Consider the following 23573-nt stretch of genomic DNA (forward strand, 5'->3'; position numbering starts at 1 on the left):
GTCTTCAAGGCCCTCGGGCCGCCTCGCGGTCTGCCGTCAGGCCGCTGCGCGGGTGGTGGTGATGCCGCTTCGCGGTCGGTCCTTTATGCCGCTTCGCGGTTCTGGGCACCCGGCACGGTGGCGGCCTCGACCTCGTCGATGGTCGGGCGGTCGGCGGCGGCGATGCCCTTGCGGCCGTGCTCGATCGCCACCTGCGGCAGGGCGCCGTTCATGTAGGCGATCAGGCTCTGCTTCACGATGGTGTAGACCGAGCACTGCTTCTCGCGCACGCCCTTCACCTTGATGGCGAGCGGCGCCAGCACGCCGTAGGAGGCGAACACCCCGAAGAAGGTGCCGACGAGGGCCGCGCCGATCAGGCCGCCGAGGATCTGCGGCGACTGGTCCAGCGCGCCCATCGCCTTCACGATGCCGAGCACCGCCGCGACGATCCCGAGCGCCGGCAGCGCCTCCGCCACCGTGTTGATCGCCCCGTAGGGCTTGAGCGCGTACTTCTTGTGGGTGCTGATCTCCTCCTCCATCAGCGCCTCGATCTCGTGCGAGCGGGCGCCGCCGATCAGGATCAGCCGGCAGTAATCGCAGATGAACAGGATCAGGGACTGGTCCTTGACCACGTCCGGGTAGTTCTTGAAGATCTCGGAATTCGCCGGATCGTCGAAATGGGTCTCGACCTCGTTGCGCGGCTTGGTCTTGATCTCGCGCAGGAGGGCGTGGAGCAGGCCGAGCAGGGACAGGAAGTCCTTGCGCTTCGGGCCCTTGCCGCTGAACGCCTCCATGGTCGCCTTGCCGGAATCGACCACGGTCTTCATCGGGTTGGCGATCACGAAGGTGCCGGCCGCCATCCCGCCGATGATGACGAACTCCCAGGGCTGCCAGATCACGATCAGGTGGCCGCCCATGGCCACGAAGCCGCCGAGCATGCAGCCGATGGCGATGAGCAGGCCGACGAGGATTCCCATATCCCGCAACGCTCCGTGTTGACGGATAAGGCTCTAAGGCCGGTGGCTTGCGCGGGGCTTTTTCGATCCCGGCCGGCCCCCCCTCTCTCTTCGCGCCGGTGCGGCGGCGATCCGGGCGCGCCGGTCCGGCCGCTTAATGGGTTGATAAGGGGGAGCGGCGATAGTGAGTCGTGTCGGCGGCGGCCCTCGAGGGCGGCCACGGCAGGCGCAGCGGATGGGCCCTTGCGGGTCCATGGACATGATGTCGGACCGCTGACCCGGTGAGAATCCGGATGTGTCAAAGCGCAGTCGGTCGGGCGCCCCGCGCCCGCAGGCGAGATGCCGTCCCGCTGCCCCGGTGCGAGCCCGGATCCTTGCACATTCCCGTAACTGCGTAACACCGGAATCATCAGCCGTGACCAGCCTGCTCACCAACAACGCCGCGATGACGGCCCTGACGACGCTCAAGGGCATCAACCAGCAGCTCGACGTCACCAGCAACCGCGTCTCGACCGGACAGCGCGTGTCGAGCGCCGCCGACAACGCGGCCTACTGGTCGATCGCGACCTCGGTGCGGACCGACAATGCCTCGCTCGGCGCGGTGAAGGACTCCCTCGGCCTCGGCTCGTCGGCGGTGGACACCGCCTATAACGGCCTCAACAGCATCCTGTCGGACCTGCAGAACCTGCGCTCCAAGCTGCAGACCGCGCTGACCGGCGGCGTCGACCGCTCGAAGGTGCAGACCGAGATCACCGCCATCCAGAACAAGATGAAGGCGACCGCCGACTCGTCGGTGTCGAGCAACCAGAACTGGCTGTCGGTCAACTCGGCCTCGACCAACACCTCCTACCAGAACCAGCAGAGCGTCATCGCCGGCTTCTCGCGCGCCGCCGACGGCTCGATCACCTTCTCGAAGGTCACGGTCAATGTCGGCCAGATCAAGCTGTTCGACGCCAACGCGACGCCGGTGAACACCGCCGGGACCGAGGCCAAGGTGATCGGCTCGACGGCGCTGACCGGCACCTCGGCCTTCGCCGGCGGCACGGTCGACTTCCTGGCCGCGGATGGCAGTGGCAACACCAAGCAGGTCAACATGTCCGTCGTGCTCGGCGACGGCTCGACCGGCACGATCCAGCTCGACAAGGCCACCCTGGCTTCGAGCGTGAAGGACCTCTCGAAGGTCACCTCCGAGGAGCTGATCAGCGCGATCAACAACCAGATCGCCGCGACCGGTACGTCGAACCTGAAGGGCAAGGTGACGGCGGGCCTCGACAATGCCGGCCGCCTGACCTTCCAGAGCCAGGCCCAGGGCCAGAACACCCAGGTCACGGTGTTCAACAACACGGCGACGACGAACTTCGCCCTGGCCGATATCGGCTTCGGCGTGACGAGCGGCGCGGCCGCGACCTCGGCGACCTCGACGGCGACCCCCTTCACCAGCGTCGACCTGTCGGGCAACCCGACCGTGACGGCCAACTCCGCCTACGTCCCCGCCAGCGCCGACCTGTCGGGTTCGAACACCTTCACGCTGACGATCGATGACGGCACCGGCGGCGGTGCCCAGACGATCACGATGAACAACGCCAAGTACATCGGCACGACCGGCGTCAACACGGCTAACGCGGCCACGCCCACCGGCGCCGACCTCCAGGCGGCGATCAACAAGGAGCTGACGGCCCAGAACATCAAGGCGCAGGTCGAGTTCAAGGGCGGCAAGTTCAACGTCTACAGCACCGCCAGCTCCTCCGTGACGGTGTCGCCGTCGACGGCTCTCGGCTTCACGGCGTCCACCACCAGCTCGGCGTCGCTGAGCAGCAAGAGCTTCACCATCAACGACGGCTCGGGCGCCAAGACGATCACCCTGGCGGCCTCGGACTACGCGGCTCTGGCGAGCCCGACCTCGACCAACAACCGCGCCGTGAACGGTGCCGACCTGGCGGCCATCCTCAACGCCAAGCTGTCCGCGGCCGGCGTGAAGGCATCGGCCAAGTACAGCGGCGGCAACATGACCTTCGCCACGACGGCGACCGGCACCGGCTCCACCCTCACCCTGGGCGGCACCGACATCGCCAAGCTCGGCGGCGTGGCGGGCACCTTCACGGGCGGCGCGTCGACCAACGCGAAGACCGGCTACGGCACCGACTCGGGCATCATCATCGGCCGCGGCATCATCGACTCGACCGCGGGCACCTACGATCCGGCCTTCGGCGCGGGCAGCTACTCGATCGCCAACGTCGACATCTCGAAGCTCGTCGGCACCGCCGGTGACAACGATCTCGGCAAGATCATCTCGGTGGTCGACATCGCGATCGCCAAGGTGACCGACGCTGGCACGAAGCTGGGCGCCAACAAGACCCAGATCGACGGCCAGAAGAACTTCGTCGACACCCTGATGAAGGCCAACGACCGCACCATCGGCATCCTGGTCGACGCCGACGTCGAGGAGGAGTCGACCAAGCTGAAGGCGCTGCAGACCCAGCAGCAGCTGGCGGTGCAGGCGCTCTCGATCGCCAACTCGTCGAGCCAGAACATCCTCTCGCTCTTCCGCTAAGGCGATCGGCCGCCGCCCTCACGGGCGGCGGTCCTCTCCCGCGAACGCAAGAAGCCCCGGGCGGTCGACCGCCCGGGGCTTCTTGCGTTCGCGGTCGCGGGGGAGGGGGCCTTCAGCCGACGAAGGTGTAGCCGGCCAGGCGCTTGGCCTCGATCGGGTCGTAGCCGAGGCGCTGGCGCAGCTTCTTGCGCAGCTTGCTGATGTGACCCTCGACCACGCTCTCGTCGACGGCGCTGTCGAGGTCGCCGTAGACCGCCTTGAAGATCTGGCCCTTGGTCACCGGCCGGCCGCGGTTGCGGGCGAGGTAGTCGAGGATGTCGCGCTCGCGCCGCGGCAGCAGCAGGCTCTGGCCGTCGATCTCGGGGTCGCGCCCGTCGGTGTGGACGGTCAGGCGGCCGCTGCGGTCCGGGGTGCTCGCGGGCTTGATCTCGCTGCGGTTGGTGCGGCGGCGGATCGCGCCGGCCCGGGCGATGATCTCCCGCACGTGGACCGGCTTGCGGACCACGTCGTCGATGCCGGCGGTGAACAGCGCGAGGGTCTGCTCCAGGGAGCGGGTCTCGTTGAGCGCGATGATCGGCGCGCCCGACAGGCTCCGCAGCAGGCCGGTGAAGGCCGTGCGGTCGGCGCAATCGCCGATCACGAAGCCCTGGACCTCCGCGAGGTCCTGGGCCGGAATGGCGTCGATCCAGGTCCGGACGTCCCGCACGTCCAACCCCTTGGCCGCCACACCTTCCGAGCCGAAGCCCTCGACATAGTGTGCGGCCACGCTTTCCCGCTCGTCAACGACGATGTACACGCCAGCCCCCAAGATTCTTGACGAGTTCTTTTGTCCCGTTGCCGATCATGGCAGCGGGCTTGGTTGGTTCATTATTGTCAGAGACACGTCGGGACGTCGCGGTGGACTTGCGACGGCGCCCGGTTCGCTTCGCGAGAGGCAAGCTCGTAAGCGATTTGTTAATGCGACTTTCGCGTCGAAATAGTTAATTTTTTATTAACCGCGGGCGGAGGGTGTTCAATTGACGACACAACCTGTGGCGCAGACGCCACGCAGCCGCTAGCGGATTCAATGAAATCAACAGGTTGAAAGGGCGCATGGTGCGCAATCGATCTGTGGCAGCGAGGTGACAGCGGTAGGTCCCGTCCCGTGAACCCCAGGCGCCACACTTTCACATTGCGGTCGAGCGACAATGCAACTTTTAATTTCGCCGTGTCGGCGCCTACCCGTCGAGCTCCGGGTAGCGGCGGAAGAGTCCGTCCTCGTTGAACGGGATGCGCCGGTCGCTCGCCAGGTAGGTCCCGATGCGCGGCCGTGCGGCGACGAGGCGGTGCAGGGCGACGACCTTCGGGGTGTGTCCGAGCGCCCGCTCTGTCGCCTGCGGGAAGGCGTAGGCCAGCCCCTCGACGAGCTGGAACAGCGACAAGTCGGCGTAGCTGAGGCGGCCGCCGACGAGGTGGCGCGGGCCGTCCGGGTTCGCGGTCAGCACCCGCTCGAGCCAGCCGAGGAATTTCGGGATGCGATGGGTGCGAAAATCCTCGGCCCGGCGGGCGGCCTCCGGCAGCTGCTCCTCGTAGTAGAGGCCCGAGGCGATCGGGTGGTGGGTGTCGTGGGCCTCCGCCACGGCATCGGCGATGGTGAGCTGGATCTGGTGGGTCCAGATCCGGTCGGCCTCGCTCTCGCTGACGAGGCCGAGACGCGGCCCGAGATACAGAAGGATGGCGGCGGTCTGGCCGATCACCAGGTCGCCGTCCCGCAGGTAGGGCGGCGCGAAGGGTGGACGGGGCGGCGCATCGAGGCCGGCCATCATCCCGTCGATCCCGCCGTCGATGCCGTCCTGGCGGGCGACATCGGCGTAATCGGCCCCGGCCTCCTCGAGGGCGAGGCGGACGAACTCGCCCCGCCCCTGGATTGCCGGCCAGTAGTGGAGCTCGTAGGCCATCGCGTCACCCTTTCTTCCGCCGGGGCGCCCGGACGGGTCCGGGCGCCGGTCGGCTCACCAGCCGCGCACCTCGTCGTGGCTCGGCCGGCGCCCCTGCGGGGTCAGGCCGTCGATCACGCCGGGCAGCACCTGGGCGAGCTGCGCCAGCAGGTCGTCGCGGCCGAGGCCCGTCTGGCGGCTCAGGGTGTCGACCGTGTCGGGGCCGAGGGCCTGGGCGAGCTGCTGGGGCTGGATCGGCCGGTTGTGGCCCGGGCCGATCCAGGATTCGATCATCTCGCCGAGGCCGCCCTGGCGGAAACGATCGATGAGATGGTCGAGGCCGCCGCCCGCCGCGTCGTCGGGCTGCTCCCGGTCGAGGCGGGAATACGGCCCGGCGCCCTGGTCGAACGGGTTCTGGATCCCGCCGCCGGGGGGAGGGGAGGCGGTGCCGCCGCCGGGGCCGTCGAGCATGCCGGCGAGGTCGGAATAGGGATTGTCCGGATCCTCGCCGCGGCGGGAGCGGGGCGCCTCGTCGCGCGGCTCGGGCATGCCGTAGCCGTGGGGATCCGGGGCGTAGCCGTCCTCCGGGCCGCCCTGCGGCGCCGGCCGGCGCCCGCCGCCGAAGATGTCGCCGAAGCCGCCATTCATCGCCTTGGCGGCCAGCAGCATCAGCAGCGCCTTGACGAGGGGCGACATCGCCCCGGAGCCGCCGTCGCGGCCTCCCTCGTATCCGCCTCCTTGCCGGCCGCCCCCGAGGACGTTGCCGAGCACGGAACCGATGACCTGATCGAGCAGACCCATGGGTCGCCTCCCGTCGCGCGTGACCCGGTGTTAACCGCGTTCGACCGCCGGGGTTGCCTTCGGCGCGGCCTCCGTCGGCGCAGCTGCCCTCACCGGCGGTCGCCGGCTCCATTGCCGCCGCCGGTGGCGCGGCGATCCTTGGGGTCGAGCTGGTCGAGGGGGTTGGTGCGGGAACGGGCGTTGCCGCTCAGGCCGGTATCGCCGGGCATCACCTTGGTGTCGGGCTTGATCGCCTGGGGCGGCGCGACGCCGGGCGTGGTGCCGCGCGCCTCGTCCGGTACGTCGGCCTGGGTCGGCTGGTCGCGGCGGTCCGAGATCGCGAGGGCGGGGACGGCGCCGGTGGTGAGGAGGAGCAGGGCAGCGGGAACGAGGCGGGCGAGCGGGGCCATGGCAATCTCCGGCAGGGTTCCTCTCGAGGCAAGGCCCGGGAAGCTCTGCGGTTCCGGAGCGGCGGAGGAAAGCGGCCCCGCGCCTGTGGAAAGGGCCGCCCGTGGGCGGCCCGTCTCGTGTCATAATAGAAAGGGCCGCCCGTGGGCGGCCCGTCTCGTGTCATAATAGAAAGGGCCGCCCGTGGGCGGCCCGTCTCGCAGCTTACATGTTCATCAGGGCGTTGGCGGTGCCAATGACCGTCATGGCGAGGCCGCCGGCCAGGACGCCGATCATGCCGTAGGACACGGCGCGAAGAAGCTTCATGTCGCTCATTCGTAAAATCTCCCGGGAAATGCGTGGTTCGGCCGAGTTTCGGTCGGTGTCGATCAGCAGCGGTGACCGCCGGCGGTCTGGCCGTACTGCTTGACCAGGAAGTTCTGCTGGTTGGCGTTGCCCTCGGAGGCCGAGCTCATCGGGCAGGCTCCGTAGAACGGCACGCTGGTATTGGCCGAGGGCCCAAGCGATCCGGTGGTCTCGACGTCGCGGACGCCGAACGGGGCGGGAGAGTTGGCGCTGAATGCCATGGCGGACGAGATCGGAGCGGCGCCAAGGACAAGAGCGGTGACGACGGCGGCGATTCGGGTCTTCATCTGGTATTCAGGCTCCTTAACGCTGTGCAGGCCGGTGTCCGTGGCCTGCCTCTGTTGCGATGATTGGAATATAGGGAGGCGCAAACCGCAGCGATGTGTTCCCGCGCACGCGGCGGCGTGGAACAAAGATCGCTGCATGGCCGTGCGCCGGGCGGCCGGTTCGCTGCGGGAGGGGCTTGCCCGCCGGCGGTCCGACGGCACGGGCGTCACATCCCGCTACCACCCCGGCTGCTTCCCTGGAGGTAGTCTAAGCTCCTTGAGGGGCGGCCGCGCGGCGCGGCGCCCGCGTTGCAACGAGGTTCCCGCTGCCGATGGCCAAGCCCGTCCACTCGATGATCCGCGTCCTCGACGAGGAGCGCTCCCGCGCCTACTACGCCCGCGCCTTCGGCCTGGAGCTCGCCGAGCGCATCGGCTTCGACGGTTTCGCGCTCGTCTACCTGCGTCACCCCTCGTCGCCGTTCGAGCTGGAGCTGACGGTCAATTTCGACCGCACCGAGCCCTACGACCTCGGCAACGGCTACGGCCACCTCGCGGTGGTGGTGGACGACGTCGATGCCGAGCATGCCCGCTTCACCAGCGAAGGCCTGCCGGCGACTCCGGTCAAGGACTTCCAGCACCAGGGCAAGACGCTCGCCCGGTTCTTCTTCGCCACCGATCCGGACGGCTACAAGATCGAGGTGATCCAGAAGGGCGGCCGCTTCGCCTGACCCCGACGGGCCGGTGCGGGAGCGCGCGCGAGACGCGCCCCGCGTCGGCCGGCACCGACCTCCAACGACAATGACGCACGAGGAGACACCCGATGAGAGAAGTCGATCCGCGCACGCGATTCAGCCGCCGCGGCTTCCTGCAGAGCGCCGCCGTCGCGGCGCCCGCCGCGGCGCTGGCCACCGGCGCCGGGCTCCAGGTCTCGGAGGCCTGGGCCGAGAACGGCGCCGCCCTGTCGCCGGCCGAGCTGAAGACCCTGGTGAAGATGGCGCGGGACATCTACCCGCACGACTTCCTCGGCGACGTCTACTACATCACGGCGGTCAAGCCCTGGGACGGCAAGGCCGCCGCCGATCCGGGCGTGAAGACGCTGCTGACCTCCGGCCTGCGCCGCCTCGACGAGGATTCGCAGGCCCGCCACAAGCTCAACTATGCCCAGATCGGCTGGGAGGCCGACCGCGTCGCGGTGCTGGAAGGCATCAGCCACATCGACTTCTTCAAGAAGATCCGCTCCGACCTCGTCGTCTCGCTCTACAACCAGCCGGAGCTGTGGCCGAAATTCGGCTACGAGGGCCCGTCCGCCGACAAGGGCGGCTACATCAACCGCGGCTTCAACGACATCGACTGGCTGCCGAAGGTCTGAGCCCTCGATACGCCACTCTCCCGACTGTCCAATCAAGAACAATCTAGGGACGACCGCGCCGGCCCGGCCGCGCGGACCCGGAGGAAACCATGGCCACATTCGACCTGAACGACGACGGCCTCGTCGTCATCGTCGGCTCCGGCGCCGGCGGCGGCACGCTGGGGACCGAGCTGGCGCTCAAGGGGATCCGCTGCGTCATCCTCGAGGCGGGCTCCCGCCACAACATGGAGGATTTCATCAACGACGAATGGGCGAGCTTCGCCCAGCTCGCCTGGACCGACATGCGCACCACCTCGGGGTCGTGGCGGGTGGCGCGGGACTTCCCCAACCTGCCGGCCTGGATCGTCAAGGCGGTGGGCGGCTCGACGGTGCACTGGGCCGGCGCCTCGTTGCGCTTCGAGGAGCACGAATTCCGCATCCGCGACCATTACGGCGCTATCCCCGGCGCCAACCTCCTCGACTGGCCGCTCACCCGGGCCGAGCTCGACCCCTGGTACGAGAAGGCCGAGGACCGGATGGGCGTGACCCGCACCAACGGCATCCCGGGCCTGCCGGGCAACAACAACTTCAAGGTGATGGAGGCCGGCGCCCGCCGCGTCGGCTACAAGGAGGTCCATACCGGCCGGATGGCGATCAACAGCCAGGAGCGCCACGACCGCGGCTCGTGCCAGCAGATCGGCTTCTGCTTCCAGGGCTGCAAGTCGGGGGCGAAGTGGTCGACGCTGATCGCCGAGATCCCGCGCGGCGAGGAGACCGGCAACCTGGAGGTCCGCCCGAACTGCATGGCGCTCCGCATCGAGCACGACGCCTCGGGCAAGGTGACGGGCGTGGTCTACGCCGACGAGACCGGCAAGCTGCAGCGCCAGAAGGCCCGCATCGTCGCGGTCGCCGGCAACTCGATCGAGAGCCCGCGGCTCCTGCTCAACAGCGCGTCCTCGATGTTCCCGGACGGGCTCGCCAACTCGTCGGGCCAGGTCGGCCGCAACTACCTGCGCCACGTGACCGGCAGCGTCTACGGCGTGTTCGAGAAGTCGGTCCACATGTATCGCGGCACCACCATGGCGGGCATCATCCGCGACGAGGCCCATCACGATCCCAAGCGCGGCTTCGCCGGCGGCTACGAGATGGAGACGGTGTCGCTCGGCATCCCGTTCATGGCCGCCTTCCTCAATCCGGGCGCCTGGGGCCGCTCCTTCACCAGCGCGATGGAGCAGTATCCGCGCATGGCCGGGATGTGGCTCGTCGGCGAGGACCTGCCGCAGGAGACGAACCGCATCACCCTCGACCCGACGGTCAAGGACAAGCACGGCATGCCGGTGGCGAGCGTGCATTACGACGACCACCCCAACGACATCGCCATGCGCAACCACGCCTACCAGCGGGGTGCCGCGATCTACGAGGCGGTCGGCGCCACCGTCACCTACCCGGTCACGCCCTATCCGAGCACCCACAACATGGGCACCAACCGGATGAGCGCGAAGCCGCGGGACGGCGTGCTGAACAAGTTCGGCCAGACCCACGACGTCAAGAACCTGTTCGTCTCCGACGGCAGCCAGTTCACGTCGGGTGCGGCCTGCAACCCGACCCTGACCATCGTGGCGCTGGCCTTGCGCCAGGCCGACCACATCGCCGGCGCGATGCAGCGGCGGGACATCTGATGCGCAGAGCCATGCGCTTCCTGCTCGCGGCCCTCGCCGCAGGGTCCCTCGCCGTCGCCCCGGCTCTCGCCCAGGGCTCGCCGACGCCGCCCGCCCCGTCGCCCCAACCCGGTGGGGCCGCGGCCTATCCGGGCAGCCCGGGCGGCCAGCCCGCGGCGGAGCGCGACGGCCGCTCCGTCGCCACCGACCACGCCGCCTGCCCGGGCTCCGGCCCGTGCCCGGCGGCGCCCGGACCTTCGGGAGCGGCCGATACGAGCCGGACACCGACGCCGAGCAGCTCGGTCGGCCAGGCCGGCCCGGTGCCGAGCACCGCCTATCCGGACGCGCCCGGCGGGATGCCGTCGAACCGGCCGGACGGGACGGCGCCGCGATGAACCTCATTCGCCGTACCGGTCGCCGGTTCGGCGTTGAGACTCCAACGCACGATCACGAGCACGCCCCTGTCCCCAGCGACCGATACCAACGGCCCCGTCGATTCTCGGGCCTGCTCAAGATCGAAGTCGATGCGTCAGCATCCCGGGCCGCTGCCAACAGGTAATGCAGATCGACAGACCGCCCCTCAGGCCCGCCCCTGCACCGGCAAATCCTCCAGCATCGACCGCGGCCGTTCGACGAGCGCCGCCGCCAGCATCGCCTCGAGCCGGATCAGGTCCTCGTCGGGTTCAGGGTTCCAGCCGCAGCCGCAGCGCGGCGACGGGCCGTGCAGGGTGGCGATCTGGCGGTAGAGCGTGCCGACCGTGCGGGCGGCGGCTTCGAGCGCCGCCATCGGCGGCAGCGGGCCGCGCTCCAGCGCGTCCCAGAAGGCCAGCGTCAGGGCCCGTTCCAGGGCGGCCTGGCTGCGCGCCTCGGTCTCCGCCCGCGGGTGCTCGTGCCGGTGCAGGGGCGTGGCGGTCGTCTTCGTCGTCATCGCGCGCCCTCCGGTTCGCTGAAGAGGACGACCAGCCGCTCCCAGGACAGGCCGAACGGGGGCCATCCTTCCCGGATCAGACCGGTACAGCCGTGAATCAGGATCAGCGCTCGCGCCATCGCGGCCTCCAACTCGGATCGTGCCGGGGATCGGCTGGTCCTCAATGCCGTACGTCGTGTGCATTCGCAAGATCATCTCAAAATATTGGAGGATTTCTATTTTGAGGTCCGAGATCTATATTGTGTTATGAATTATGAAAATTCCAAGGAGGGGCCCGGGCCGGAGGCGGATTGGCAGCGGCGCCGCGAGCGGCTACCTGGGGCGCCGATCGCCACCCCGGAGGTTTGCCCGATGACCGACACCCCGCCCGACCGCCTCAGCACCGACCCGCGCAGCCCCTTCCACGACGCCGCCCTGCTGGAGCGCGGCGTCGGCGTGCGGTTCAAGGGCGTCGAGAAGACCAACGTCGAGGAGTACTGCGTGAGCGAGGGCTGGGTGCGGCTCGCCGCCGGCAACGCCAAGGACCGCTTCGGCAACCCGATGACCGTGAAGCTGAAGGGCGCGGTCGAGCCGTATTTCCGCACCCCGGAGACGGCGCCCGAGGCGCCTACGGCCGAGTAGCGGCGGCCCCGGGACCTGTCGCCCGGAGCGAGGCGAGGTCGAGGCGGCGGGTGACCATCTGCAGGCCGCCCGCCTCGTCCCGCGGCCACTCGGCCTCCGGCCGGTCCCAGTAGAGTTCCACGCCGTTGCGGTCCGGGTCGTCGAGGTAGAGCGCCTCGCTGACGCCGTGGTCGCTCGCCCCGGTGAGCGGGATGCCGGCGGCGTCGAGGCGCGCCAGCGCGTCGGCGAGCGCCGCCCGCGTCGGGTAGAGGATCGCCACGTGATAGAGCCCGGTATGGCCGGGCGGGGGCGGGGTGCCGCCGGCGCTGTCCCAGGTGTTGAGCCCGATATGGTGGTGGTAGCCACCCGCCGACACGAACGCGGCCTGGGTGCCGTAGCGTTGCATCAGCGCGAAGCCGAGCACCCCGCAATAGAAGCCGAGCGCCCGGTCGAGGTCGGCCACCCGGAGGTGCACGTGCCCGATGCGGGTCTGCGGGTCGATCGGCGCAATCATGGTTAACTCCTCTTTGACGGCATCGTCTGCGTAGTCTGCCAATAGGCTGCGTAGATTGCACTCTTTGGTACTGTCCGGAAATCCGGCATTGAGTATTATCACTTCACACCCAGAGAGTGAGATCGAGTCGTGCCCGACCGGCTGACCGGAATGCAGATCTTCGTGCGCGTCGCCGCTACCGGCAGCCTGTCGGCTGCCGCGCGGGCGCTCGGCCTGTCCCAGAGCGGCGTGACCAAGCACGTCGCGGCCCTCGAGGACCGGCTCGGCGTCCGGCTCCTGCACCGCACCACCCGCCGCCTGACCCTGACAGAGGCCGGCCGGCGCTACCTCGAGGCCTGCGAGCGCATCCTCGCCGAGATCGACGAGGCCGAGGCGGCGGCCGGGGCCGAGGCGGAGGAGCCCCGCGGCACCCTGCGGCTCAACGTGCCGGTCTCGTTCGGGGTGCTGCAGGTCGCTCCGGCGCTGGCGGAATTCGGCCGGGCCCATCCGGCGCTCACCGTCGAGCTCGGACTGAACGACCGGCCGGTCGACCTGATCGAGGAGGGTTGGGACCTGGCGCTCCGGATCGGCCATCTGCGGGATTCCAGCCTGGTCGCCCGGGCGCTGGCTCCGTGCCGGATGCGGGTCTGCGCCGCGCCGGCCTACCTCGCGGCGACGGGGCGGCCGCGTCGCCCGGAGGATCTGACCGGCCATAACTGCCTCGGCTACACGCTCGCCAGCAGCGACGGCTGGCGCTTCGAGGGCGGTACGGTGACGGTGGCGGGATCGCTGCGGGCCTCGAACGGCGCCGCCCTGGTGGCGGCGGCCGCTGCCGGGCTCGGGGTGATCTATCAGCCGACCTTCCTGGTCGCCGACGCCTTGCGCCGCGGCAGCCTGGTGGCGCTCGATCTCGGCGTCATCCCGTCGCTGCCGATCCACGCGGTGATGCCGTCGCGTCGTCGCCCGCCGGCCAAGGTCCGGGCCCTGGTCGAGTTCGTGGCGGGTCGCTTCGCCGACCCGCCCTGGGACCGCGGCCTGCCGCCGGAGCTCGCGGCCGACGACACGCTGCCCGGGGCGCCGCCGGCCCGTTCCCGACGGGAGCCTCAGCGGGAATCCCGATCCGAGGCCCTGGAAACCGGGAGTCCGTGGTGAACCAGCACACGCCCTCGTTCGTCGAGGCCCCGTTCGGCGGGGACTTCCCGGACCGGGATTTCCTGCGCCTCGTCGAGGCTTACGGCCTGACCGGCAGCTGGACCTGGACCTTCGCCACCGACGAGCAGGTCTGGTCCCCGGGCTTATACCGGCTGCTCGGCTTCGCACCCGGCGCGGTGCGGGCGGATTACGGCCTGTTCCTGAGCCTGGTCCATCCCGAGGACCGGCCGCTCATCGAGGCCAACGCCCGGGTGATGCGGGACGGGATCTTCAACGACCACACGGTCCGGGTGATCCGGCCGGACGGGTCGCTGCGGGTGCTGGCCAACCGCGGCACCGCCTACGTCACCCCGGAGGGCCGGCCGCGGGCGGTGGCCGGCGTGGCGCTGGACGTGACCGACGCCGAGCGCCTGGCCATCCTGCACCGGGAGGAGCAGAGGCGCCGCCGGGCCCTGTTCGAGCAGGCTCAGGCCTGGACGCACGCGTCGCCCTGCGGCACCTCCTATCGCATCGCCTCGCGGGAACTCCTGAGCCTCACCGGCCTGTCGCAGCAGGATTTCCACGCCGACTGGACCCGGATCCTGGTGCCGGAGGAGCGCGCGCGCGTCCACGACCGGATCCAGACGCTGCTCGCCGCGGGCCGGGCCTTCGTGGTCGAGCAGCACCTGGCCCTCGCTGGCGGCGAGCGAGGCCTGTTCCGGGGCGTGTTCGTGCCGGTGCGAGGCGCCGACGGGCGGATCGAGACCTGGGCCAGCCTGAATTCCCGGGTCGACGGGATCCGGCCGGCGGCGACGGGCCTGGCGCGGTGCGGCCTGGAGCAGGCGGTGCAGGGCTCGCATATCCGCGCCGCCCGCGGCCTGCTCGACTGGTCGATGGCCCAGCTCGCCGCCGCCAGCGGCCTCTCGCTCTCGACCGTCCGGCGCCTGGAGGACGGGGGCGAGGGGCAATCGTCCCGCTCGCGCCACGCCGCGATCGCCGCCCTGCAGCAGGCCGGCATCGGCTTCGTCTTCATCGACGGCAACACCCTGGCGGTCGCCAGGGTGCGGTGACGAGAGCCCTTTCCGGTCGGCACGCCGGTTGCCATATCGGGGTCATGCCCGCCCCGAAGAAGCCCCGCCTGTCGACCGGCAAGGCCTCCAAGCCCGAGCTGAAGCCGCTCGACCCGTTCCTCGCCGAGCTGCTGAACCCGGCGCTGAACCGCGACCGCCTGCCCGTCGTCGCGCCACCGCTGCCGCCCGGACCGCCGAAACGCGGCCGTCCCCGCAAGGGAACCGCCGGGGCGAAGGACGCCGACGCCAAATCGCCCGAGACCAAATCGCTCGAGGCCAAATCGCTCGAGGCCAAGCCGAGCGAGGCGCCCGCGCGCAAGGCTCGGCGTGCCGCGGCGACCGCTACGGACGGCTTCGGCGAGGCGCCGCAGGCCGCCTTCGCCCATGGCGATGCGGCCGATGTCGAGCCGGCGCTGGCCCAGGCGCTCGGCTTGCGCGAGCCGGACGGCGAGGCGGTGGAGGAGCGCGGATCGCTGGCGAGCGAGGGCGTCTCGGCCACGGTCGACGCGCTGACCCGGCTCCTCACCGAGGGCAACCCGCTGTTCAAGAACGGCGAGCTGTGGCGCCCTCACCGTCCCGAGCGGCCGCAGAAATCCGAGGGCGGCGTCCCGTTCCGGCTGAAATCCGACTTCACCCCGGCCGGCGACCAGCCGCGGGCGATCGCCGAGCTGGTGGCCGGCGTGACGGGCCGGGAGCGCGACCAGGTCCTGCTCGGCGTCACGGGCTCCGGAAAGACCTTCACGATGGCCAAGGTCATCGAGGAGACCCAGCGCCCGGCCCTGATCCTGGCTCCCAACAAGACCCTGGCGGCGCAGCTCTACGGCGAATTCAAGAGTTTCTTTCCCGACAACGCCGTCGAGTACTTTGTTTCCTACTACGATTACTACCAGCCCGAGGCCTACGTGCCGCGGTCCGACACCTTCATCGAGAAAGAATCGTCGATCAACGAGCAGATCGACCGGATGCGCCACTCCGCCACCCGGGCGCTGCTGGAGCGCGACGACGTCATCATCGTCGCCTCGGTCTCGTGCATCTACGGTATCGGCTCGGTCGAGACCTACACGGCGATGTCGTTCACCGTCAGCCTCGGCGAGAAGATCGAGCAGCGCCAGCTCGTCGCCGACCTGGTGGCGCTGCAATACAAGCGCATCCAGTCCGATTTCGCCCGCGGCACCTTCCGGGTGCGCGGCGACGTGATCGAGCTGTGGCCGGCCCACTTGGAGGATCGCGGCTGGCGCATCGGCCTGTTCGGCGACGAGATCGAGTCGATCTCGGAGTTCGATCCGCTCACCGGCAAGACGATCAACACGCTCAAGTTCGTCAAGGTCTACGCCAACAGCCACTACGTCACGCCGCGCCCGACGCTGCAACAGGCGGTGAAGGGCATCAAGGACGAGCTGAAGTGGCGGGTCGAGGAGCTGACCCGGATGGGCCGGCTGATCGAGGCCCAGCGCCTGGAGCAGCGCTGCACCTTCGACCTCGAGATGATCGAGGCCACGGGGGCCTGCAACGGCATCGAGAACTATTCGCGCTACCTCACCGGCCGCAAGCCCGGCGAGCCGCCGCCGACCCTGTTCGAGTACCTGCCCGACAACGCGCTCGTCTTCACCGACGAGAGCCACGTCACGGTCTCGCAGATCGGCGGCATGTACCGGGGCGACTTCCGCCGCAAGGCGACGCTGGCCGAATACGGCTTCCGGCTGCCCTCCTGCCTCGACAACCGCCCGTTGCGGTTCGAGGAATGGGACGCGATGCGCCCGCAATCGATCCACGTCTCGGCGACGCCGGCGAAGTGGGAGCTGGAGCAGACGGGCGGCGTCTTCGCCGAGCAGGTCATCCGCCCGACCGGCCTCGTCGACCCGGTGATCGAGGTGCGCCCGGCCCGCTCCCAGGTCGACGACCTGTTGGGGGAAGTGAAGGAGGTCGCCGCCGCCGGCTACCGCACGCTGGTGACGACGCTGACCAAGCGCATGGCCGAGGACCTGACCGAGTACCTGCACGAGAACGGCGTGCGGGTCCGCTACATGCACTCGGACATCGACACCCTGGAGCGCATCGAGATCATCCGCGACCTGCGGCTCGGCGCCTTCGACGTGCTGATCGGCATCAACCTGCTGCGCGAGGGCCTCGACATCCCGGAATGCGCCCTTGTCGGCATCCTCGACGCCGACAAGGAGGGCTTCCTGCGCTCCGAGACCTCGCTGATCCAGACCATCGGCCGCGCCGCCCGCAACGCGGATGCGCGCTGCATCCTCTACGCCGACCACATCACCGGCTCGATGGAGCGGGCGATGGCCGAGACCGAGCGCCGGCGCAAGAAGCAGCTCGCCTACAACGAGGAGCACGGCATCACGCCCCAGAGCGTGAAGCGCAACATCTCCGACATCCTGGAAAGCGTCTACGAGCGCGACCACGTCCAGGTCGATACGGGGCTCGCCAAGTCCGCCGTCACGGTCGGCCACAACCTCAAGGCGGTGATGGCCGACCTCGAGAAGCGGATGCGGGCGGCGGCGGCCGATCTCGACTTCGAGGAGGCGGCGCGCCTGCGCGACGAGCTCAAGCGCCTCCAGGCGACCGAGCTCGCCATCGCCGACGACCCGATGGCCGAGCAGGCCGATGTCGAGCGCGAGGCCGGCCGCTTCGGCGCCAAGCGCAAGCGCCGGGGTGCGGAACCGCTCGGCTACGGTCCCGGCGGCAAGGGCATCTCCGACGAGGGCACCCGCATCCGCGAGCCCGACCTCGACGACATGGGCCCGGGCACCGACCGCGAGGTGCCGTTCTCCTACGCCGAGCGCCCGACCGGCCGCTCGACGCAAGGCTTCCCGGGCCAGAAGCCCAAATACAAGGGCCGCAAGGGGCGGAGCTGAGGCGGCGGCCCGGACCGGCGCGGCGGACAGTCCCGTGCCGGTCGCACCCGCGCGCGGCGCCGGCCTCATCGTCCGGCCGGCCCGCGATATGCTGGTCTATCGCACCCGTTGCTACCGCCCCGCGCCGCTTTCTCGAAGCCGCTTGCGGAACACTTGCGGAACGCTTACCATGTTCGCGATTTGTTTCCGGAGCGCGCCAGCGCGGGGATGAGAGTGTCACATGCTCACGCGTAAGCAGTTGGACCTGCTCCGCTACATTCAGCAGAGAATGCGCGAGACGGGCGTCCCCCCGTCCTTCGACGAAATGAAGGATGCCCTCGACCTCAAGTCGAAATCGGGCATCCACCGCCTGATCACGGCGCTCGAGGAGCGCGGCTTCCTGCGACGCCTGCCGAACCGCGCCCGGGCGATCGAGGTGATCCGCCTGCCCGACGCGGTGACGGGACCGGCGCCGGCCGCGACCGGGTCCGGCGCCGAGGTGGTGCGGTTCAATCCCAGCGTGGTCGAGGGCGGGCGCGCCCACGAGCCGAAGCGGCCCGCCGGCATCCCGGCGATGGCGACGGCGCCGGACGAGAACGGCCAGTCGGTCAGCGTGCCGGTGATGGGCCGGATCGCTGCCGGTACGCCGATCTCGGCGATCCAGAGCCAGAGCCGCACGGTGGCGATGTCGCCGGACTTCCTCGCCAGCGGCGAGCACTACGCCCTGGAGGTGCGCGGCGACTCGATGATCGAGGCCGGCATCCTCGACGGCGACCTCGTGGTGATCCGCCGCCAGGAGACCGCCAATACCGGCGACATCATCGTGGCGCTGATCGACGACGAGGAGGCGACCCTCAAGCGCCTGCGCCGCCGCGGCTCGTCGATCGCCCTGGAGGCCGCCAACCCGGCCTACGAGACCCGCGTGCTCGGGCCGGACCGGGTGCGGATCCAGGGCCGGCTGGTGAGCCTGGTCCGGAAGTACTAACGGGCATTGAGTCGCGCGGGTGAACCCTCCCCCCTCTGCGGGGGAGGGTTCGGGGCGGCAGCGCTCGTCAATGCGCGCTGCCCGTCGCCACGAACTTGAACAGGAACACCGCCGCGATCACCCACACCACCGGCTTCACCTCCCGGAATCGCCCGGTGAGCAGCTTGATGACCGCGTAGGTGATGAAGCCGAAGGCGACGCCGTTGGCGATCGAGTAGGTGAAGGGCATCAGGAGCGCGGTCACGCAGGCCGGCAGCACCTCGGTCAGGTCGTCCCAGTCGAGATCGACCAGCTCGTGCAGCATCAGGCAGGCGACGTAGAACAGGGCCGGGGCCGTGGCATAGGCCGGGACCGAGCCGGCAAGCGGCGCGAAGAACAGGCAGGCCAGGAACAGCACGGCCACCGTCGCGGCGGTGAGCCCGGTGCGGCCGCCCTCCTCGACGCCGGACGCGCTCTCCAGATACGCCGTGGTGCTCGACGTGCCGAGCAGCGAGCCGATGAAGATCGACGAGGAATCCGCCATCAGCGCCCTGTCGAGGCGCTCCATCTTGCCTTCCGTGAGCAGCCCCGCCCGGTTGGCGACGCCCATCAGCGTGCCGGTGGCGTCGAACAATTCGACCAGGAAGAACACCAGGATCACGTTGAGGAGGCCCCCCGACAGGGCGCCCTTGATGTCGAGCGCGAACAGGGTCGGGGCGATCGAGGGCGGCAGCGAGGCCACGCCCTGGAAGGTGTTGTCGGCGACGATGAAGCTGAGGGCCGTGACGGTGAGGATGCCGGCCAGGAGCGCGCCGCGCACCTTGCGCACCGAGAGCACCGCGACGATCAGGAAGCCCAGCGCCGCCAGCACCGTGCTCGGCTTGTGCAGGTCGCCGAGGGTGACGAAGGTCGCCGGGCTCGCCGCCACCACGCCGGCGCTCTTCAAGGCGATGATCGCGAGGAAGAGCCCGATGCCGACCGTGATGGCGATGCGCATCGATCGGGGAATGCCGTCGACGATGATCCGCCGCAGGCCCGTCAGCGTGACGACCATGAAGCACAGGCCGGAGATGAACACCGCGCCCAGCGCCGCCTGCCAGGTGTAGCCCATCTGGAGCACCACCACGTAGGCGAAGTAGGCATTGAGCCCCATGCCGGGCGCCAGCGCGATCGGGTAGTTGGCGTAGAACGCCATCACCAGCGAGCCGATCGCCGCGACGAGGCAGGTCGCGACGAAGACCGCGCCCTTCGGCATCCCGGCATCGCCGAGGATGTTGGGGTTGACGAAGACGATGTAGGCCATCGTCAGGAAGGTGGTCAGCCCGGCGAGCAATTCCGTGCGAACGTTGGTGCCGTGGGCCGAGAGCGCGAAGGTGCGCTCCAGGAAACCGTTCGGCCTGGTCAGGTCGTCGTCGCGCTTCAGGTCCATCGCTCGTCCTCGCCCCTTTCGAGTGCGTCGTTGATCTGTCGGTAGATCCGGTCGGGCGCGAAGGGCGTCGCGGTCAGCCGCGCGCCGGTCGCGTCCCGGATGGCGTTGCCCAGGGCCGCCGCGACCGGGTTGAACGGGCTCTCGCTCATCGACTTGGCGCCGAGCGGCCCGACCGCGTCATGGGTGGCGGCGAAGATCACCTCGGTGCGGGGCAGGTCGGCGATGGCCGGGATGTGGTAGGTGCGGAAGGACGGGGTCGCGACCCGGCCTTCGGCGTCGATCCGAAGATCCTCATAGAGCGCCGCGCCGAGCGCCTGAGCGACGCCGCCCTCGATCTGGCCGCGGCACTGGACCGGGTTCATGACCCGGCCGGCATCGGCGGCGTGGATGCTGCGCAGGATCCGCACCTCGCCGGTCTCCGGCCGCACTGCGATCTGGAAGCCCTGGACGTTGAACGCCACCGAGCGCGGGCTGCCGTCGGCCCGGCCGGTCGCCTCCGCCGGCCCGAGATCGGCGAGCGGCACCCGGCGGTCGCCCGCCGCCACGGCGTCGCCGTCGAGCCGGCAGGCGGCGGGGTCGATCCCGAGCCGGGTGGCGGCGCGCCGCTTCAGCATCGCGGCCAGGCCGTCCGCAGCGCGGAAGGTGGCCTGGCCCGCCACCACGATGCCGGTGCTGCCATAGGCGCCGGTATCGTGCGGCACCGCGTCGGTGTCGCCCTGGCGCAGGACGATCCGGTCCGGCGTGGTGCCCAGGGCCTCCGCGGCGATCTGGCCGTGCACCGTCGAGGTCCCGTTGCCGAACTCCACCGTGCCGACATTCAAGGTGAAGCGGCCATCCTCCCGAAGCGCGATCCGGGCCTCGGCGAAGTGGCCGCGCGGCGGGATGGTGTCGATCATGGACAACGCCATGCCGGAGCCGGTGCGCCAGCCCGGCGGGCTCGGGGGAGGGGGCTCGGCCAGGGCCGCCGCGACCGCGTCGAGGCACTGGTCGAGGCCGTAGCTGCCGTACTGGACGTCGTGCGGCTCCAGGCTCGTCGAGACCATCGGGTCGCCGGGCCGCACCACGTTGCGCCGCCGCACCTCGACCGGATCGAGGTTCAGCGCGCGGGCGAGGTCGTCCATGGCGGATTCGACCGCGAAGATGGTCTGGCTCAGGCCGTAACCGCGAAACGCCCCCGCCGGCAGGGTGTGGGTGTGGACGGCGTAGCCGTCGACCCGCTTGTTCGGGCAGCGATAGACCGCGATCACCTCGTTGCAGCCGTGATGCAGCACGCCGCCGGCATGGTTGCCGTAGGCACCGGTATTCGACACCACGTCGAGCGCGATCGCCGTCAGGGTGCCGTCGGCGCGGGCGCCGAGGCGCACCCGCACCCGCATCGGGTGGCGGGTGGTGGCGGCGGTGAACTGCTCGGTGCGGGTCAGCTCCCAGCGCACCGGCCGGCCGGTGGCCAGCACCGCGAGCGCCACCAGGTCCTCGGTCAGCATCTCCTGCTTGCCGCCGAAGCCGCCGCCGACCCGGCCGCACTCGACCCTGACCTGCTCGCGCGGGAGATCGAACAGCGCGCAAAGGGCGTCGCGGGTGAGGAACGGCACCTGGGTGCTGGAGCGGATGACGAGCCGCCCCTCCGGATCGCGCCAGCCGATCGCCGCATGGGTCTCCAGATGCGCATGCTGGATGCGCTGCGAGCGGTAGGTGCCCTCGATCACCACGTCGGCGGCGGCGAGGCCCGCCGCGACGTCGCCGATCGCCCCATGCGCCTCGGCGGCGAGGTTGGGATGGGGGTGACGCGGCGGCGCGTCCTCGCCGGTCGGCCGCGCGCCGTGGACCCAGGGGGCGTCGGGGTCGAGGGCGTGCTCGGGGTCGAGGCAGGCCGGCAGCACCTCGTACTCCACCGCCAGGGCCCGGCAGCCGGCCTCCGCCGCCGCCTCGCTCTCGGCGACCACCGCGGCGACGCGCTGGCCGACGAAGCGCAGGACCGGGTCGAGCACCCGGGTGTCGGCGGCATCGTCGGCCGGGTTCTCGTGCCGGCCGGTGGAGAAGAGACGGTCCGGCGCGTCCGCATGGGTGAGCACCCGCACCACCCCGGGCAGCGCCAGGGCCGCCGTCGCATCGATGCGCCGTACGCGAGCGTGAGGGTGGGGCGAGCGCAGCACCTTCAGGTGCAGGGTGCCGGGCCGGGCGAGATCGAGGGTGTAGCGCGCCCGGCCGCTGACCAGGGCGGCGCTGGCCGGGGCCGGCGGGCTGTGCGCGCAGGCCGGCGCGACCGGACCGTCGCGACGTGCGATCCCGTCCGGGATCGCCGCGATCGCGTCGGCGATGCCTGCGATCGCGTCGGCGATCGCCCGGTAGCCGGTGCAGCGGCAGAGATTGCCCTTGAGCGAGGCCGGCAGGTCGCGGGCCTGGCCCTGATCCAGGGCGGCGGCGGTCATCACCATGCCGGGGGTGCAGAAGCCGCATTGGAAGCCCTGCACCGCGACAAAGGCCTCCTGCACCGGATGCAGGCGCTCCGGCACGCCGTCCCCCGGCGCGCAGGGGCCGGCCAGGCCCTCGACGGTGGTGATGCTCCGCTCCGCGGCTCGGAAGGCCGGCACCAGGCAGGAATGCAGCGGCTCGCCGTCGAGATGGATCGTGCAGGCGCCGCAATCGCCGGCGTCGCAGCCCTTCTTGACGCCGAACCAGCCGAGCTCCCGCAGCAGGGTGCGCAGGCACTGGCCCGGGCGGGGCGCGACCTCGTGGTCGTGCCCGTTGACGGTGAGCCTCATGCGCCGCCTCCCGCGATCTCGGCCCGGGCCTCCTCGGCGAGCAGCCCGGTGACGTGGCGGCGCCAGTCCGGCGCGCCGTGGACGTCGTCGTACCAGAGCCCGTCCGGGATCGCGGCGGCGAGCGCCGCCGCCAGCGCGCCGGCTTCCGGAACGCGCGCGAGGTCGATCCGCACCGGGCGCCGGGTCGCGGCGGTCACCGTGAGGGCGAAGGCGCCCGACGCGTCCAGCGTCGCGATGACGAGGGCGCCGGAGCGGCCGTTGGGGCTCAACGAAAGGCGCCGGAAGGCGGTGCGCCGCCGGAGTGCGGCCGCCGGCAGGACGATCTCGCGCAGGATCTCGCCCGGCGCGAGCGCCGTCGCTTGCGGCCCCAGCACCAGGTCGCGGACGGGCAGGCACCGCTCGCCGCCGTCGGGCGTCCAGATCAGGGCGGTCCCGTCGAGGGCGACCGCGAGCGCGGTCATCGGCCCGGCCGGCAGCGCCAGGCACAGGTTGCCGCCGACCGTCGCGGCGTTCCAGACCTTGAACGAACCGAGCAGCGCCCGGCAGCACTGGCCGACCAGGGGCGCGGCCGCGGCGGCGTCCGGCAGCGCGAGCCGGTCGAGGGCCGCGATGGTGCAGGTCGCGGCGATGCGCAGCCCCTGCTCCGTCACCGCGTGCGGATCCCAGCCGAGGGAGGGCAGGTCGATCAGCCGGCCGATCCCCGCCTGCGGCTCGGAGAACAGCCAGGTCCCGCCGGCGAGCCAGGCGTCGCCCGGGCGCCAGGCCGGCAGGGCGGCCCTGGAGCCGGGCGTCGCCACCTCCGTGATGCTGCTGAGATCCATGAGCCTCCCCGCGAGCCCCGCGCCTGCGCCCCCGGCGGGGCGCAGGTTACCCGAAGGCAAGATCGCGTCCAACGCGGCCCGGCTGCGGAGCCTTGCGACGCCGGGGCGGGGCGCGGCGGCGGCGGTGAGCCGACGAAGCGAATTCGAGCGGTCACATTAACTATTTATTGTCAATTTGATTGACTTTAGCAAGTCGTTAACCCACTTATCGCGCATTCCGGACGATGAACAGGTCGCCGTCATGCCTACTCTAGAAAAGTCTACTATCGCCTATACGTTCGCCGGCGAGACAGGGGCGAAAGACATGCAGGCGATCTCTCCC

Annotated in this window: 20 protein-coding genes and 2 pseudogenes; 11 read left to right on the forward strand and 11 right to left on the reverse strand. The window is 70.5% G+C overall.

The window, feature by feature from the left end; genetic code table 11:
• Window positions 1-83 precede the first annotated feature (83 nt).
• Window positions 84-956 (reverse strand): flagellar motor stator protein MotA, encoded by an 873-nt coding sequence (gene motA, locus G4G93_RS04145; RefSeq protein WP_165081494.1) that lies wholly within the window; start codon window positions 954-956, stop codon window positions 84-86.
• Window positions 957-1350: 394 nt separating this feature from the next.
• On the opposite strand from motA, the pseudogene G4G93_RS36700 reads away from it, so the two are divergent.
• Together G4G93_RS36700 and G4G93_RS36705 are read left to right on the forward strand one after the other, a co-directional pair.
• A pseudogene (locus G4G93_RS36700) lies at window positions 1351-1743 on the forward strand (flagellin); the annotation flags it as partial.
• 1347 nt (window positions 1744-3090) lie between these two features.
• Window positions 3091-3486, forward strand: a pseudogene (locus G4G93_RS36705) (flagellin); the annotation flags it as partial.
• A 112-nt stretch (window positions 3487-3598) separates the two neighbouring features.
• On the opposite strand, the gene G4G93_RS04160 reads toward G4G93_RS36705, so the two are convergent.
• From G4G93_RS04160 to G4G93_RS04180, 5 genes are all read right to left on the reverse strand, one after another.
• Window positions 3599-4282: a response regulator transcription factor gene (locus G4G93_RS04160; RefSeq protein WP_165081496.1), complete on the reverse strand. Its 684-nt coding sequence runs from the start codon at window positions 4280-4282 to the stop codon at window positions 3599-3601.
• Window positions 4283-4703: 421 nt separating this feature from the next.
• Entirely contained in the window at window positions 4704-5423 is a 720-nt protein-coding gene (locus G4G93_RS04165) for a glutathione S-transferase (RefSeq protein ID WP_165081498.1), read from the reverse strand.
• A gap of 54 nt (window positions 5424-5477) precedes the next feature.
• The gene (locus G4G93_RS04170) at window positions 5478-6203 is read right to left on the reverse strand and encodes a YidB family protein (RefSeq protein ID WP_165081500.1); all 726 of its coding nucleotides are present in this window, start codon (window positions 6201-6203) and stop codon (window positions 5478-5480) included.
• A gap of 89 nt (window positions 6204-6292) precedes the next feature.
• Complete coding sequence (locus G4G93_RS04175; RefSeq protein ID WP_165081502.1) at window positions 6293-6592, reverse strand: hypothetical protein; 300 nt, start codon at window positions 6590-6592, stop codon at window positions 6293-6295.
• 366 nt (window positions 6593-6958) lie between these two features.
• Window positions 6959-7222: a hypothetical protein gene (locus G4G93_RS04180; protein ID WP_165081504.1), complete on the reverse strand. Its 264-nt coding sequence runs from the start codon at window positions 7220-7222 to the stop codon at window positions 6959-6961.
• A gap of 311 nt (window positions 7223-7533) precedes the next feature.
• Between G4G93_RS04180 and G4G93_RS04185 the strand changes: the two genes are divergently transcribed.
• From G4G93_RS04185 to G4G93_RS04200, 4 genes are all read left to right on the forward strand, one after another.
• On the forward strand, window positions 7534-7929 hold the full coding sequence (locus G4G93_RS04185) for a VOC family protein (protein ID WP_165081506.1): 396 nt from the start codon (window positions 7534-7536) through the stop codon (window positions 7927-7929).
• 92 nt (window positions 7930-8021) lie between these two features.
• Window positions 8022-8570: a twin-arginine translocation signal domain-containing protein gene (locus tag G4G93_RS04190; RefSeq protein ID WP_165081508.1), complete on the forward strand. Its 549-nt coding sequence runs from the start codon at window positions 8022-8024 to the stop codon at window positions 8568-8570.
• Window positions 8571-8659: 89 nt separating this feature from the next.
• Complete coding sequence (locus tag G4G93_RS04195) at window positions 8660-10228, forward strand: GMC family oxidoreductase (RefSeq protein WP_165081510.1); 1569 nt, start codon at window positions 8660-8662, stop codon at window positions 10226-10228.
• Window positions 10228-10602, forward strand: coding sequence for a hypothetical protein (locus G4G93_RS04200; RefSeq protein ID WP_165081512.1), 375 nt, complete (start codon window positions 10228-10230; stop codon window positions 10600-10602). Before G4G93_RS04195 ends, G4G93_RS04200 begins: the two co-directional genes overlap by 1 nt.
• Before the next feature lie 185 nt (window positions 10603-10787).
• On the opposite strand, the gene G4G93_RS04205 is transcribed toward G4G93_RS04200, so the two are convergent.
• A complete protein-coding gene (locus G4G93_RS04205; protein WP_246736542.1) occupies window positions 10788-11135 on the reverse strand; it encodes a hypothetical protein in 348 nt (115 codons plus the stop codon).
• A gap of 351 nt (window positions 11136-11486) precedes the next feature.
• On the opposite strand from G4G93_RS04205, the gene G4G93_RS04210 reads away from it, so the two are divergent.
• Window positions 11487-11756: a DUF3297 family protein gene (locus G4G93_RS04210; protein ID WP_165081514.1), complete on the forward strand. Its 270-nt coding sequence runs from the start codon at window positions 11487-11489 to the stop codon at window positions 11754-11756.
• On the opposite strand, the gene G4G93_RS04215 is transcribed toward G4G93_RS04210, so the two are convergent.
• Window positions 11743-12249, reverse strand: coding sequence for a VOC family protein (locus G4G93_RS04215; RefSeq protein WP_165081516.1), 507 nt, complete (start codon window positions 12247-12249; stop codon window positions 11743-11745). The genes G4G93_RS04210 and G4G93_RS04215 overlap by 14 nt on opposite strands.
• Window positions 12250-12378: 129 nt before the next feature.
• Between G4G93_RS04215 and G4G93_RS04220 the strand changes: the two genes are divergently transcribed.
• The 4 genes from G4G93_RS04220 to lexA all read left to right on the forward strand — a co-directional run bounded on the left by G4G93_RS04220 (window position 12379) and on the right by lexA (window position 18260).
• Entirely contained in the window at window positions 12379-13380 is a 1002-nt protein-coding gene (locus G4G93_RS04220) for a LysR family transcriptional regulator (protein WP_165081518.1), read from the forward strand.
• Window positions 13377-14429 (forward strand): PAS domain-containing protein, encoded by a 1053-nt coding sequence (locus tag G4G93_RS04225; protein ID WP_165081521.1) that lies wholly within the window; start codon window positions 13377-13379, stop codon window positions 14427-14429. The genes G4G93_RS04220 and G4G93_RS04225 overlap by 4 nt, the downstream gene beginning before the upstream one ends.
• A gap of 44 nt (window positions 14430-14473) precedes the next feature.
• Window positions 14474-17296 carry an excinuclease ABC subunit UvrB gene (uvrB, locus tag G4G93_RS04230; protein WP_165081523.1) on the forward strand — a complete coding sequence of 941 codons (2823 nt, stop codon included), beginning with the start codon at window positions 14474-14476 and terminating at the stop codon, window positions 17294-17296.
• Between the two features lie 220 nt (window positions 17297-17516).
• Window positions 17517-18260 carry a transcriptional repressor LexA gene (gene lexA, locus G4G93_RS04235; RefSeq protein WP_165081525.1) on the forward strand — a complete coding sequence of 248 codons (744 nt, stop codon included), beginning with the start codon at window positions 17517-17519 and terminating at the stop codon, window positions 18258-18260.
• 67 nt (window positions 18261-18327) lie between these two features.
• Here lexA and G4G93_RS04240 read toward each other — a convergent pair whose 3' ends face one another.
• From G4G93_RS04240 to G4G93_RS04250, 3 genes are read right to left on the reverse strand one after another with little or no spacing between them, the layout of a single operon-like run.
• Window positions 18328-19668: an NCS2 family permease gene (locus G4G93_RS04240; protein WP_165081527.1), complete on the reverse strand. Its 1341-nt coding sequence runs from the start codon at window positions 19666-19668 to the stop codon at window positions 18328-18330.
• The gene (locus G4G93_RS04245; RefSeq protein WP_165081529.1) at window positions 19659-22430 is read right to left on the reverse strand and encodes a molybdopterin cofactor-binding domain-containing protein; all 2772 of its coding nucleotides are present in this window, start codon (window positions 22428-22430) and stop codon (window positions 19659-19661) included. Before G4G93_RS04245 ends, G4G93_RS04240 begins: the two co-directional genes overlap by 10 nt.
• Window positions 22427-23251: an FAD binding domain-containing protein gene (locus tag G4G93_RS04250; protein ID WP_165081531.1), complete on the reverse strand. Its 825-nt coding sequence runs from the start codon at window positions 23249-23251 to the stop codon at window positions 22427-22429. The genes G4G93_RS04245 and G4G93_RS04250 overlap by 4 nt, the downstream gene beginning before the upstream one ends.
• Window positions 23252-23573: the final 322 nt, after the last annotated feature.

The sequence above is a fragment of the Methylobacterium sp. DB0501 genome (genome assembly GCF_011043735.1).
Taxonomy (GTDB): domain Bacteria; phylum Pseudomonadota; class Alphaproteobacteria; order Rhizobiales; family Beijerinckiaceae; genus Methylobacterium; species Methylobacterium alsaeris.